The following is a 12,834-nucleotide window of genomic DNA, read 5'->3' on the forward strand; positions in this document are numbered from 1 at the left end:
TCCTACTGCCATTTGCGGTGATAGGCGCCGAGCGTGGTTTGGGTACCTTCGGCCATGGATCCCAGCGTTTCCATCCAGGCGGGCTGTGGCTGGTAGTTTTTAGGGTCGGCCATGCAGTGGTCGATGGCCTGGCGCCAGACCTTTGCCACCTGGGTAACGTAAGCCGGGCTGCGCTGGCGACCTTCGATTTTCACCGAGGCGATGTTTGCGGCCAGCAGCTCCGGGAGCAGCTCAAGCGTGTTAAGGCTGGTGGGCTCTTCAAGCGCGTGATAAGGCCGATCGTCAACCAGGTAACGTCCTTTGCAGAGTGTGGGATAGCCGGCATTTTCGCCGTCTTTATAACGGTCGATCAGCACGTCGTTCAGGCGAGACTCCAGCCCCTGCGGCGTTTGTTGCCAACGTACAAAGCGGGCAGGCGAGCAGGCACCTACGGTATTCGGCGACTCACCGGTGAGGTAGGAGGAGAGGTAGCAGCGTCCTTCAGCCATGATGCACAGGCTGCCGAAGGCAAAGACTTCCAGCGGCACCGGCGTGACGCGAGCGAGCTGTTTGACCTGATGGATAGAAAGCACGCGCGGCAGTACGACACGGGCAACGTCAAAATTGCGATGATAAAAGCGGATGGCTTCCTCGTTGGTGGCGGAGGCCTGAACCGACACGTGGCGTTCGATATGTGGATAGCGCCCGGCGGCATATTCCAGCATGGCTAAATCTGCCAGGATCAGCGCATCGGCACCCAGCTGCGCGGCCATATCAACTGCGTTTTGCCAGCGTGCGTAACCGTCCGGGTGGGCGAAGGTATTGATGGCGATATGCAGCTTACGACGGCGCTGATGCACGTAGCTGACGGCTTCCTGCAGCTTTTTCTCGGTGAAGTTAAGCCCTGCAAAATGGCGGGCGTTGGTATCATCCTTCAGGCCGATGTACACCGCATCTGCACCGTTATCGATGGCCGCTTTCAACGCCGGAAGATTTCCGGCCGGGCAAAGCAACTCCATAATTTTTCCTGACTCAAAGGGGGCATGAATAAATGCCCGCGCTGCACAGGGACGGGCAGCAAAATTGTTAACGAACCGGGATTTTAGTTAACCTGCCGGCGACAATTTTTGATTTGAGGCAGAGAAAGGCGTATTGGTTAGTGGGTCCCGCGCTAATTTAGCCGCGCAGCAACCTGCGGAATTGTTGATTTGGCGCGTCACCGGGAATTGTCGTTGTGGCAAAATAACGGCAAATTCTTTAAAGGAGCTAAACCCGTGTTCGATAAACTGCGTTCTCGCCTGGTTCAGGCCGGCCCTTCTTTACTGCGGGTTCCGGTGAGGTTAACCCCCTTTGCCGTTAAGCGTCAGGTTCTGGAGCAGGTGCTTGGCTGGCAGTTCCGCCAGGCGCTGCAGGACGGAGAGCTGGACTTTCTGGAAGGCCGCTGGCTAAGTATTGAAGTCCGTGACCTTGGGCTGAAGTGGTTTACTTCCGTTGAGGACAATAAGCTGCTGGTGTGCGACGATGCGCCAGCGGATGTGAGCTTTAGCGCTGAGGCCAACGATCTGTTGCTGGTAGCCGCTCGCAAGCAGGATCCGGATACCTTATTTTTCCAGCGTCGTCTGGTGATTGAAGGCGATACGGAACTCGGGTTATATGTGAAGAATCTAATGGATGCCATTGAGCTGGATGCGATGCCGAAACCGCTACGCATTCTGCTATTACAGCTGGCTGATTTTGTTGAGGCGGGTTTGAAACATAACGCCGCCCCTGAAGGTAATTCGATAGGTGAGCCATGTTAATTCGTGTAGAGATCCCCATTGATGCCCCCGGCATCGACACGCTGTTACGCCGTTCCTTTGAAAGCGAGGGTGAAGCGGAGCTGGTGAAAGCGCTGCGGGAAGACGGGCTGTTAACGCTGGGTCTCGTCGCAACCGATGATGAAGGGCAGGTGATTGGCTACGTGGCCTTCAGTCCGGTTGCCGTTGAAGGCGAAGAGCTGCAGTGGGTTGGACTTGCACCGCTGGCGGTGGACGAGTCCGTTCGCGGCAAGGGCATCGCCAGACAGCTGGTCTATGAAGGGCTGGACTCCCTGAATGAGTTTGGCTATGCCGCGGTGGTCACGCTGGGTTCGCCGGAGATGTACGGTCATTTCGGCTTCCAGCCTGCGGCACGTTACGACCTGCGCTGCAGCTGGCCGAACACCGAAGCGGCGTTCCAGGTTTATCCTCTGGCAGAGGATGCATTAAGCGGCGTAAGCGGCCTGGTTGAGTATTCCGACCACTTCAACCACGTTTAACGTTTTCCCCCTGAAGGCTTGTCAGCAGGTCTTCAAGGGGAACCTTCCTCTCCACCAGCCGCTCTTTCTCTGCCTTGCTCAGCCGTTTAATTCTGTATTCAGCGCGCAGCGCCAGAGACCTGTCGCCGACGATCTGACTAAACGCCAAAACCAGCTCTCCTTTTCCGCGCAGCGCCTTCGCCCCTTTCCCGGCCTGGTGCTCGGCAAAGCGACGATTGACGTCGGTGGTAATCCCGGTATACAGGCGGTTATCGGTGCAGCGTATTAAATAGAGGTACCAGGAAGTCATAGTGCGGGCGCATAATTAGCATTTATCGCAGAGTATCACTGTTCGGGATAACGATGGAATCACTCAATGCCATCAGCCGCTGGCTGACAAAACAACATGTGCTGAGCTACTGCGTGGGAGGTGGGGACACGCTGTGGTGCGCAAACGCTTTTTATATCTTTGACGCGGAGCGTGTGTCCTTTTATTTACTCAGCGAAACCACGTCCCGCCACGGCGAGCTGATTGGCGAGCAGGCGCCGGTTGCCGGTACGATAAACGGCCAGCCCAAAACCGTGGCGCTGATTCGGGGCGTCCAGTTTCGCGGGCTGATTCGCCTGCTGGCCGAAGAAGAGGTGGCCGATTACCGTAGCCGTTATTTAAAACGCTTCCCGGTAGCCAAGGTGATGTCGGCCCCGATGTGGGAAATCCGGCTCGAGGAGCTGAAAATGACCGACAACACGCTGGGTTTTGGGAAGAAACTTCACTGGCTGCGTAAGGACTAATTGCCCAGCAGGATCAGGGATTCACGGTTAAACGCCGGAAGATCGTCGGGCGTTCTGCTGGTCACCAGCTGATGCCCGTCGACCACCACTTCGCGATCGTAAAAATCCGCGCCCGCATTCTTCACGTCAATGACGATAGGTTTTACCGCAGTCAGCTTTCTGCCGCGTATCACCTCCGCGCTGATCAGCAGCTGTGGGCCATGGCAGATGGCAAAGACCGGTTTACCTGAATGCACAAATTCGCGGGTGAAGGTGACGAACCGGTCATCACCCCGCAGGGCATCCGGTGAGTGGCCGCCTGGCAGCAGGAGAGCATCAAAGTCAGCAGGGCGGACGTCGTCGATGCCCTTATCTATCTTCACTTTCGCTTCACCCTGTTTGCCGGTCACCGTTTTTCCGGCCTGCTTCTCGATAGTGATCACCTCATGGCCCGCTTTGCGATACGCCTCGGCGGGGGAGGTGAATTCTGAGTCCTCAAACTCATCGGTAATCAGAACTGCAATTTTCTTGCTCATCTTTCCTCCGTTATGTTTGTGGCACTGTTAAGCCTGGACTACCATGCTGACAATGCAAGCGTTAAGCGAAAACAGAGGGCATTATGAGTCGAATCTTAATTACCGGAGCCTCGGGGCTGGTTGGCGGCCACTTACTCCGTCTGCTTAACCAGGACCCTCGCGTCAGCGCCATTGCTGCGCCTACTCGTCGTTCACTGCCGGTGACTCTGGATAAGGTGGTTAACCCCCACGATCCGCAGCTTTCCGATGCGCTTGCCCAGGTCACTGAGCCCGTCGATATCGTTTTTTGCTGCCTTGGGACCACCCTTCGCGATGCGGGCAGTAAAGAAGCCTTTATCCTTGTGGATTACACGCTGGTGGTGGACACCGCCCTTGCCGGTCTCCGACTGGGGGCAAAGCAGATGCTGGTGGTAAGCGCGCTGGGGGCCAATAGCAAGTCGCCGTTTTTCTACAACCGCGTTAAGGGCGAAATGGAAGACGCGCTGATTGCCCAGGGCTGGCCACGACTGACTCTGGCTCGCCCCTCTATGCTGCTGGGAGATCGCCATGCTCGTCGATTAAATGAAGTGCTGATGGCTCCCATTTTTAAAATGTTGCCCGGAAAGCTAAAAGCTATTGAGTCGCTGGATGTGGCAAAAGCGATGCTTTCTGAAGCGTTCAACCCTTCACAGGGAGGGGTGAGGATCCTCGACTCCGGCCAGCTGCGTGACATCGCCGCGCGTGCGTCTACAATTTAAACTTTCCCATTGCGCCTGCTGCGATTTAATATGTCGCGATAAATAGTTACCTAGCTAATCAATCTCAGGGACATGACCATGGCTGTTTCTTCCTCTTTCCCCCGCGGGGCGCAACGCTTCCCGTGGTGGAAGCCCGCGCTATTTTTGCTGGTGGCGATCGTCGGGCTCTGGTACGTGAAGTGGCAGCCGTATTACGGCAAAGCATTCACCGCCGCGGAAACCCACAGCATCGGGAAATCTATTCTCGCCCAGGCGGACGCTAACCCGCTTAAAGCCGCGCTGGATTATGCGATGGTCTATTTCCTCGCGGTCTGGAAAGCGGCGGTGCTGGGCGTCATCCTCGGCTCCCTGGTGCAGGTGCTTATCCCCCGTGACTGGCTGCTACGTACCCTGGGGCAGCCGCGTTTCAGAGGAACGCTTTTCGGCACGCTGTTTTCCCTTCCCGGCATGATGTGTACCTGCTGCGCTGCGCCGGTGACGGCAGGCATGCGCCGACAGTCCGTCTCCATGGGCGGGGCGCTGGCCTTCTGGATGGGAAATCCGCTGCTGAATCCCGCGACTCTGGTGTTTATGGGGTTTGTGCTGGGCTGGCAGTTTGCATTAGTGAGGCTAGTGGCGGGCTTTGCGACGGTACTCGGTGTGGCTTTGCTGGTGCAGCGCTGGGTTAAAGATGAGCCGCAGAGCCTTGAGCCCTTGCCCGCTGTCAGTGATACGGCAGAGGAGGGGGCTTTCCTGTCTCGCTGGGCAAAAGCGCTGTGGCAGCTGTTCTGGAGCACGATCCCGGTCTACATCCTGGCCGTGCTGGCCCTTGGCGCCGCGCGGGTCTGGCTGTTTCCGCACGCAGATGGCGCGGTAGGTGATACGCTGTTCTGGGTTGTGGCGATGGCCGTTGTGGGCTGCCTGTTTGTGATCCCGACCGCGGCAGAAATACCTATTGTGCAAACCATGATGCTGGCGGGAATGGGCACAGCTCCGGCACTGGCGCTGCTGATTACCCTTCCGGCGGTCAGCCTGCCGTCATTGATTATGCTGCATAAAGCTTTCCCGGCTAAAGCCCTCTGGCTAACCGGCGGGCTGGTGGCGCTAAGCGGTGTGATTGTCGGAAGCCTGGCGCTTCTTTAATATTATTTCTCTGAGACTGATAAATAAAAGCCACGCAGCAGTGAACTGCGTGGCTTTTTAATGGTGTAGCGATGCCGCTCAATAGTTTATTGAGAAAATAACTGCCAGGTCGGTAACGGCTGGATATTAAAAGGACTGCAGGTAACTAATATATCCCTTAGCGCTGTTTTCAAGCTGTTGTGGTGAGACTTCATATTCTGCGCCGTAAAAAGCATAGAACGGCTGATAATCCGCTTCTACATATTTCGCCGTCATTTCAAAGGGCAGGAGTATTTCCTGAAGCGAATGATGGTAACGCCCACTACGTGAGAAATCTTCTTCCTTAATCCCGGCACTTACCGCCAGCGCGAACTTACGGCCTCTGAGCTTATGCCCGCTGGAAGAGCCATATGCCCAGCCATAGGTGAAGACTTCATCCAGCCACTGCTTCAACAAAGGTGGGCTATTAAACCAGTACAGCGGAAATTGAAGAATAATTTTATCATGCTGCTCAATGAGCCTCTGTTCTTTTTCAACATCAATAATGCCATCTTTATAAGACTGATAAAGATTGTGTACGGTGTATAACTCCGGATGTTTTTCTACTTCACTTATCCAGCGCTTATTGATTTTTGACTCATCGATATTGGGGTGAATAACGACAATTAATGTTTTCATATTTAATTCCCTACGGAATGATAGGCCATCAGTGATTATTTTATGTTTTGCATCATAGGCAGCTTTAAATTAAAGTACAATACTGTCATTGTTGATATGTACTATACAAAGGGATAGTATAATGAGCGAAGAACACGCGCCGGATTCCTGCGCATTTATGGGCGATACGGGCTTTGCCTATACGCTGTCGCTGGTGAATGGCAAATACAAAATGATCATTCTATATGCCCTGGCCGAGCATAAACCGGTGATCCGCTTTAACGAGCTCAAGCGTTGCATCGAAACCATTTCATTCAGGACGCTGAGCCTGACGCTGAAAGAGCTGGAGAGCGACGGGCTGATTATCCGAAACGAGTATCCGCAAATTCCACCCAAGGTAGAGTACAGCCTTTCTGAACGCGGTAAGTCGCTGATCCCGGTGCTGGATATGATGTGTGAATGGGGAAACGTCCATCGCGATGATGTGCTGAAGTAAGGCCTCCCGTGGGCAATCGGGAGGGCCGTTTTAACGCAGGTGATGTACGACCTGGTTGCTGCTGCCGCGCCAGATAAGCGCCGGGTCTTTCAGATCCTGGACAAACTTGCCGTCTACCAGCACGTTGATTAACTCAACCACCTCTCGCTGAGCGGCGTCGAGCTCATCAATCTTATACCCGGTCCATACCCAGATATCCTTGCCGTGGCATTCGGCGCGCACGCGCTTCACCAGCTTAAGGATCTCCGGCACGTTTTGTGGATGCAGCGGGTCGCCGCCCGAAAGCGAAATGCCCTGTCGCTTAACGCGCGTATCGTTCAGGTCGGTAATAATGCGGTCTGCCATCTCTTCGGTGAACGGCATCCCTGAGTTTACGCGCCAGGTGCTTTTGTTGTAGCAGCCGGGGCATTCATGCACGCAGCCTGAGACAAACAGCGTGCAGCGAGTGCCGGGGCCGTTGACGATATCGACGGGGTAGTATTGATGATAATTCATGGCGTTAACCTGATACTTAATCGGTTCCCTCTCCCCTTAGGGGAGAGGGTTAGGGTGAGGGGAAAATCGCCTTATGGCTTAACCGATCTGCCCGTTACCCAGGTGCTTAACGCGACGCTTCACCTCTTCCTGCTTGCCGGCGTTGAACGGGCGAGCATCCGGGCTGCCGAGGTAACCGCATACGCGACGGGTAACCGACACGCGAGCGGCGTCGTGATTGCCGCATTTCGGGCAGGTAAAGCCCTTGCTGGTGCATTCGAACTCGCCGGTATAGCCGCACTCGTAGCATTCATCGATAGGCGTGTTGGTGCCGTAGTAGGGCACATGCTTGTAGCTGTAATCCCACACGTCTTCCAGCGCCCGCAGGTTATGCTGGATGTTCGGGTATTCGCCGTAGCAAATGAAGCCGCCGTTAGCCATCGGCGGGTACGGCGCCTCGAAGTCGATTTTGTCGTAAGGATTAACCTTCTTCTCCACGTCGAGATGGAAACTGTTGGTGTAGTAACCCTTGTCGGTCACGCCGGGTACAACGCCGAATTCTGCGGTATCGAGGCGGCAGAAACGGTCGCACAGGTTTTCGCTCGGGGTGCTGTAGAGGCTAAAGCCGTAGCCAGTTTCTTCCTTCCAGCTGTCGGTGGCTTCCCGCAGGCGGGCAACGATAGCCACCGCTTTCTCACGCAGCGCTTCGCTGTCATAGACGTGCTGGTTGCCGAACAGGGCATTGACCGTCTCATGAATGCCGATATAGCCCAGAGAAATTGAAGCCCGGCCGTTTTTAAAGATCTCAGAAACGTCGTCGTCGGCCTTCAGGCGCACGCCGCAGGCACCTTCCATATAGAGGATTGGGGCAACGCGAGCTTTGACGCCCTCCAGACGGGCAATACGGGTCATCAGCGCCTTACGCGCCAGCAGCAAGCGGTTATCCAGCAGTTTCCAGAAGGTGGCCTCATCCCCTTTAGCTTCCAGCGCGACGCGCGGCAGGTTCAGGCTTATTACGCCGAGGTTGTTGCGCCCGTCGTGGATCTGCTCGCCATTTTCTTCGTACACGCCAAGGAAGCTGCGGCAGCCCATCGGCGTTTTAAACGAGCCGGTCACTTTCACTACCTGGTCGTAGTTAAGAATATCCGGGTACATGCGTTTAGAGGCACACTCCAGCGCCAGCTGTTTGATGTCGTAGTTGGCGTCGCCAAACTTGTGGTTGAGGCCGTCACGGATAGCAAAGACCAGCTTAGGGAACACCGCGGTTTTGCGGTTTTTCCCCAGCCCGGCGATGCGGTTACGCAGAATAGACGTCTGGATAAGGCGAGACTCCCAGCTGGTGCCGAGGCCAAAACCAAAGGTTACGAACGGCGTTTGCCCGTTGGCGGTATGCAGAGTATTGACTTCATATTCAAGGGACTGGAAAGCGTCGTAGCACTCCTTCTCGGTGCGGGAGCGGGCGTAGTTATCTGCATCCGGGATTTGCCACTCCTCGGCGATTTTGCGGTGTTTTTTAAAGCTCTCGGCGACAAACGGCGCCAGCACTTCGTCGATGCGGTTGATGGTGGTGCCGCCGTATATATGGCTGGCAACCTGAGCGATAATCTGTGCCGTGACGGCGGTTGCCGTGGAGATAGACTTCGGCGGCTCAATCTCGGCGTTACCCATTTTAAAACCGTGGGTCAGCATGCCTTTCAGATCGATAAGCATGCAGTTAAACATCGGGAAGAACGGAGAGTAATCAAGGTCGTGATAGTGGATATCACCGCGTTCATGCGCAAGGACCACGTCACGCGGCAGCAGATGCTGCCTGGCATAGTGCTTGGCGACAATCCCGGCCAGCAGGTCGCGCTGGGTGGGGATCACCTTGCTGTCTTTGTTGGCGTTCTCGTTTAGCAGGGCGGAGTTAGTTTGCTCAACCAGGCCGCGAATTTCCTGGTTCAGGCGGCCACGCTTCTCGCGCTCAATATCGCGGTCGTGGCGGTACTCAATGTAGGCGCGCGCCAGCTGCTTGTAGTTGCCGGCCATGAGCTGGTTTTCCACCGCGGTTTGGATCTCGCCGATGTCTACCTGGCTGCGTCCCGCCATCTGCTGAGTGACGATATCTGCGACGGTGGCACAATAGTCCGCGTCATCGACTCCCGCTGCTTTAGCTGCACGCAGAATAGCTTCTCTGATGCGCTCTGAAGTGAAAGGTACTCTGCACCCGTCTCTTTTCATCACATGCGGTGTCATGATCTCTCCATTTTTTAGGTTATCCACAAAGGTAGGGGCGTCGCCGGGAGCACGTAGCCGTTTGTCCTGCCAAAACTTCCCGAAATGCGGCCATTGTTATCCACAGATAATCCCCAAGCTTATACCGTGGATGTTGTGGTGATAATAGTCGATAAATACAACATATAGGGCCGGAGTGCATTCTAAGTTCTATATATAGTGATTTGCATCAAACATGTTTACGATTTTATTGATGCAGGACAAAGTAAATCGGGGGCGTTAGAAAGGGCGGGCTTTGTCCGGTGGCGGTAAATTATTCGATTAATTTTTCGTATAAATAATCAACAAAAACCCGGGTTTTTGGCGGGATTTTCCCGCCGGCATATTTCACCCAGAGCTGCTGGGGCTCGGTGGCAACATCCTGCAAAATGACCTGCAGCTTCCCTCCGGCAATCGGCCGGGTGAGATACCAGTCGGCAAGATAAATAATCCCCATGCCCGCCAGCGCCGCATCCACCAGCGAATCCGGCGAGGTGGTGATAAACCAGCAGGAGGGTTCGTCAAACAGCGCGCCGTTATCCATCCACTGCTGCAAACGCCCGGTTCCTGAGTTGCGGTGTACGAGGCAGCGATGCTCCGCGAGATCTTCCAGCTTTTGCGGTGTGCCGTGCTGAGCTAAATAGGCCGGCGAGGCGGCCATAATCATCTTTGATTTATACAGTTCGCGCGCCACCACGCGGTTATCGCGCACCGTGCGGTGACCAATGGCGACATCGATGCGCTCACCCACCAGGTTAACGCTGCGGGCCTCCATCGACAGCTCAAAGCGAATCAGCGGGTAGCGCAGCTGAAACTCGGCGAGGATCGGCATTAAGCAATGGCGGCCAAAACCGGGGATCACGCTGACGCGCAGCAGGCCGGAAGGTTCCGCTCCAGGGGTTACCAGGGCCTGATTAAGCGCCTGCCAAAGCGGCGCTACCTGCTCGCAGAGCGCCGTGCCTTCTTCGGTGAGCACCACATAGTGCGTGTTGCGGACAAAAAGCGCTATGCCGAGCCGCTGCTCAAGCTGGCGTACGTTTTTACTCACCGCAGCGGGCGTTATGCCCAGCTGGCGCGCGGCGGCAGAAAAACTCTGGCAGTCTGCCGCCGCAAGAAAAGCCGGAATGAGCCGATGAACGTCCGCAGAAAGCATCATGCTTGTAACCTTTGGTTGAAACAGATGTGCCATGTTATGGACTACAGGTAAGCCATGTCATCTGAAAAGATAGCCTCATCCCCAAAATGAGGCCTGAGAGATGAAAAAAATATTAGTTCTGGCGGCGCACCGCTCCCCTGATAGCTCCCGTATTAACCACGCTGGCGTGGCTGCGCTACAAGGTATTGAAGGTGTCACCGTTCATGAGCTTAAGCGTGAATACCCGAATCACGAGATTGACGTGGCGCGTGAGCAGGCGCTGCTGCTGGAGCACGAGTCTATTGTGCTGATGTTCCCGTTCTGGTGGTACAGCTCTCCGGCGATCCTTAAGGACTGGCAGGATCTGGTGCTGACCTTTGGCTTTGCCTATGGCACTAACGGTACTGCGCTGCACGGTAAAAAACTGATGGTGATGACCTCTACCGGCGGTGCGGTGGAAGCCTATAGCGCAGAAGGCGCTAACCGCTACACGGTGGATGAGCTGCTGCTGCCGTTCCATGCGATGGCGAATAAAACCGGCATGATATGGCAGGAGCCTGCGCTTATTCAGGGTGCTAATACGATAACGGAAGCGCTGATCGATGAAGGTGTTAACGGCTGGCTGAGTCGGATTCAGGCGCTGAAAGGGTGATTTTCCCCTCACCCTAACCCTCTCCCGGAGGGAGAGGGAATCAAAATTCCCCCAGCCTGTTTTCTCCCTCTCCCGGTGGGGAGAGGGACGGGGTGAGGGCAGACTACCGCTTGATCCAGTAGATCGCCTCAAACGGCCTCAGGCTCATCTCGCCCGGCCTGGCGGCGGCGTCAGGGTAGTTGCTCATCAGCACTTCCCATTCACCATCATGGTTCTCAAGCTGCAGCCACTGTGCTTCTTCGCTGAGGTTGGCGGCGACCACCAGCTTTTGCCCTTCGTGTGCACGGCTGTAGCTCCACACCAGCGGATGCTCCGGCAGCAGATCCTGGTAATCTCCCCAGGTCAGTACCGGCTCCGCCTTGCGCAGCTTGATCAGCTGCTGGTAGGTATAGAAGACGGAATCACTGTCTTTCAGCGCGGCTTCGGCGTTGACCGTTTGATAGTTGTCGCACAGGCCAATCCACGGCGTGCCTTCGCTGAAGCCCGCGTTGCTGCCCGCATCCCACTGCATTGGCGTGCGGCTGTTATCCCGTGACTTGCTGGCGAGGATAGCCATCAGCGTGTCGCTGTCGCGCCCAAGCGTGCGCAGTTCGGCAAACATATTGAGGCTTTCCACGTCGCGGTACTGATCGATGCTGGAGAAATGCGGGTTAGTCATCCCGATCTCTTCGCCCTGGTAGATGTACGGCGTCCCCTGCATGCCGTGCAGCACCATCGCCAGCATTTTCGCCGACGTTGTTCGCAGCTCGCCTTCGTGGCCAAAGCGGGAAACAATGCGCGGCTGGTCGTGGTTACACCAGAACAGCGCGTTCCAGGCGACGTTGTGCATGCCCTGCTGCCAGTGATTGAAGATGGACTTCAGCTCAACGTAGTCTGGTTTTGCCAGCGTCCATTTCTCGCCGCCCGGGTAGTCGACCTTCAGGTGATGGAAGTTAAAGGTCATCGACAGCTCGCTGCCGTCGAGGGCGCCATATTTCTGGCAGTTATCCAGCGAAGTTGAGGACATTTCGCCGACGGTCATCAGGCCGAGCGGCTTAAAGGCATCGCGGCTCAGTTCCTGCAGATACTCATGAACGCGTGGCCCGTCGGTATAAAAACGGCGTCCATCGCCACCGTTCACGTCGTTCGGGAACTGCTGATCTTTGGAGATCAGGTTAATCACGTCCAGACGGAGGCCGTCCACGCCCCGGTTGGCCCAAAACTCACAGACCTTTTTCAGCTCGGCGCGAACTTCCGGGTTCTCCCAGTTGAGATCGGCCTGTTCCGGGGCAAAGAGGTGAAGATAGTACTGGCCGGTCTCCGCCTGCCATTGCCAGGCGTTGCCGCCAAACTTCGAGCGCCAGTTGTTCGGCAGCAGATCCGGCGTGCCGTCGCGCCAGATATAGAACTCGCGATACGGGCTGTGTTGATCCTGCGCCTGCTTGAACCAGTCGTGCTCCGTGGAGGTGTGGTTAAACACCATATCCAGCACCAGACGCATGCCGCGCTGGTGGGCTTCCGCGACCAGCAAATCGAAATCTTCCAGCGTGCCGTAGGTCGGATCGATGGCGCAGTAGTTGGCGACGTCGTAGCCGTTATCTATCTGCGGAGAGACATAAAATGGCGTGAGCCAGAGGGCATCGACGCCCAGCTTCTGGAGGTAATCCAGACGCCTAATCACGCCTTTTAGATCGCCAGTACCGCTGCCGGTCGTGTCCTGGAAACTCTTCGGGTAAATCTGGTAGATGACGCCGTTTTGCCACCATGGAGGAGTGATATTCATAGCGAA

15 protein-coding genes are annotated in these 12,834 nt (G+C 55.8%); 7 read left to right on the forward strand and 8 right to left on the reverse strand.

Features of this window, described 5'->3' with window-relative positions; genetic code table 11:
• Window positions 1-2: 2 nt before the first annotated feature.
• The gene (ubiU, locus tag EL098_RS01885; protein ID WP_126354400.1) at window positions 3-998 is read right to left on the reverse strand and encodes a ubiquinone anaerobic biosynthesis protein UbiU; all 996 of its coding nucleotides are present in this window, start codon (window positions 996-998) and stop codon (window positions 3-5) included.
• 255 nt (window positions 999-1,253) lie between these two features.
• On the opposite strand from ubiU, the gene ubiT reads away from it, so the two are divergent.
• Complete coding sequence (gene ubiT / locus EL098_RS01890) at window positions 1,254-1,778, forward strand: ubiquinone anaerobic biosynthesis accessory factor UbiT (RefSeq protein ID WP_126354401.1); 525 nt, start codon at window positions 1,254-1,256, stop codon at window positions 1,776-1,778.
• Window positions 1,772-2,275 carry a GNAT family N-acetyltransferase gene (locus tag EL098_RS01895; protein ID WP_126354402.1) on the forward strand — a complete coding sequence of 168 codons (504 nt, stop codon included), beginning with the start codon at window positions 1,772-1,774 and terminating at the stop codon, window positions 2,273-2,275. The genes ubiT and EL098_RS01895 overlap by 7 nt, the downstream gene beginning before the upstream one ends.
• Here EL098_RS01895 and EL098_RS01900 read toward each other — a convergent pair.
• Entirely contained in the window at window positions 2,262-2,564 is a 303-nt protein-coding gene (locus EL098_RS01900; protein ID WP_126354403.1) for a GIY-YIG nuclease family protein, read from the reverse strand. The two genes, EL098_RS01895 and EL098_RS01900, sit on opposite strands and share 14 nt — an antisense overlap.
• Before the next feature lie 53 nt (window positions 2,565-2,617).
• Here EL098_RS01900 and EL098_RS01905 point away from each other — a divergent pair, with 53 nt between their 5' ends.
• A complete protein-coding gene (locus EL098_RS01905) occupies window positions 2,618-3,046 on the forward strand; it encodes a YhbP family protein (protein ID WP_126354404.1) in 429 nt (142 codons plus the stop codon).
• Here the strand turns inward: EL098_RS01905 and EL098_RS01910 are convergent.
• Window positions 3,043-3,561 carry a type 1 glutamine amidotransferase domain-containing protein gene (locus tag EL098_RS01910; protein WP_126354405.1) on the reverse strand — a complete coding sequence of 173 codons (519 nt, stop codon included), beginning with the start codon at window positions 3,559-3,561 and terminating at the stop codon, window positions 3,043-3,045. The genes EL098_RS01905 and EL098_RS01910 overlap by 4 nt on opposite strands.
• A gap of 83 nt (window positions 3,562-3,644) precedes the next feature.
• Here EL098_RS01910 and EL098_RS01915 point away from each other — a divergent pair, with 83 nt between their 5' ends.
• Both EL098_RS01915 and EL098_RS01920 read left to right on the forward strand, forming a co-directional pair.
• Window positions 3,645-4,298, forward strand: coding sequence for an NAD(P)H-binding protein (locus tag EL098_RS01915; RefSeq protein ID WP_126354406.1), 654 nt, complete (start codon window positions 3,645-3,647; stop codon window positions 4,296-4,298).
• 78 nt (window positions 4,299-4,376) lie between these two features.
• The gene (locus EL098_RS01920) at window positions 4,377-5,420 is read left to right on the forward strand and encodes a permease (RefSeq protein WP_126354407.1); all 1,044 of its coding nucleotides are present in this window, start codon (window positions 4,377-4,379) and stop codon (window positions 5,418-5,420) included.
• Window positions 5,421-5,546: 126 nt separating this feature from the next.
• On the opposite strand, the gene EL098_RS01925 is transcribed toward EL098_RS01920, so the two are convergent.
• Complete coding sequence (locus EL098_RS01925; protein WP_126354408.1) at window positions 5,547-6,077, reverse strand: NAD(P)H-dependent oxidoreductase; 531 nt, start codon at window positions 6,075-6,077, stop codon at window positions 5,547-5,549.
• A gap of 121 nt (window positions 6,078-6,198) precedes the next feature.
• Between EL098_RS01925 and EL098_RS01930 the strand changes: the two genes are divergently transcribed.
• A complete protein-coding gene (locus tag EL098_RS01930) occupies window positions 6,199-6,552 on the forward strand; it encodes a winged helix-turn-helix transcriptional regulator (protein ID WP_126354409.1) in 354 nt (117 codons plus the stop codon).
• 30 nt (window positions 6,553-6,582) lie between these two features.
• Here EL098_RS01930 and nrdG read toward each other — a convergent pair whose 3' ends face one another.
• From nrdG to EL098_RS01945, 3 genes are all read right to left on the reverse strand, one after another.
• A complete protein-coding gene (gene nrdG / locus EL098_RS01935) occupies window positions 6,583-7,047 on the reverse strand; it encodes an anaerobic ribonucleoside-triphosphate reductase-activating protein (protein WP_126354410.1) in 465 nt (154 codons plus the stop codon).
• 78 nt (window positions 7,048-7,125) lie between these two features.
• Window positions 7,126-9,261, reverse strand: a complete 2,136-nt coding sequence (gene nrdD, locus EL098_RS01940) for an anaerobic ribonucleoside-triphosphate reductase (RefSeq protein ID WP_126354411.1) — start codon at window positions 9,259-9,261, stop codon at window positions 7,126-7,128.
• 292 nt (window positions 9,262-9,553) lie between these two features.
• The gene (locus EL098_RS01945) at window positions 9,554-10,435 is read right to left on the reverse strand and encodes a LysR family transcriptional regulator (RefSeq protein WP_126354412.1); all 882 of its coding nucleotides are present in this window, start codon (window positions 10,433-10,435) and stop codon (window positions 9,554-9,556) included.
• A 100-nt stretch (window positions 10,436-10,535) separates the two neighbouring features.
• Between EL098_RS01945 and EL098_RS01950 the strand changes: the two genes are divergently transcribed.
• A complete protein-coding gene (locus tag EL098_RS01950; protein ID WP_126354413.1) occupies window positions 10,536-11,066 on the forward strand; it encodes an NAD(P)H-dependent oxidoreductase in 531 nt (176 codons plus the stop codon).
• A gap of 103 nt (window positions 11,067-11,169) precedes the next feature.
• Here the strand turns inward: EL098_RS01950 and treC are convergent, their stop codons facing one another.
• Window positions 11,170-12,828, reverse strand: coding sequence for an alpha,alpha-phosphotrehalase (gene treC, locus EL098_RS01955; RefSeq protein ID WP_126354414.1), 1,659 nt, complete (start codon window positions 12,826-12,828; stop codon window positions 11,170-11,172).
• Between the last annotated feature and the right edge of the window lie 6 nt (window positions 12,829-12,834).

This window comes from Cedecea lapagei, from assembly GCF_900635955.1.
Classification (GTDB): Bacteria; Pseudomonadota; Gammaproteobacteria; order Enterobacterales; family Enterobacteriaceae; genus Cedecea; species Cedecea lapagei.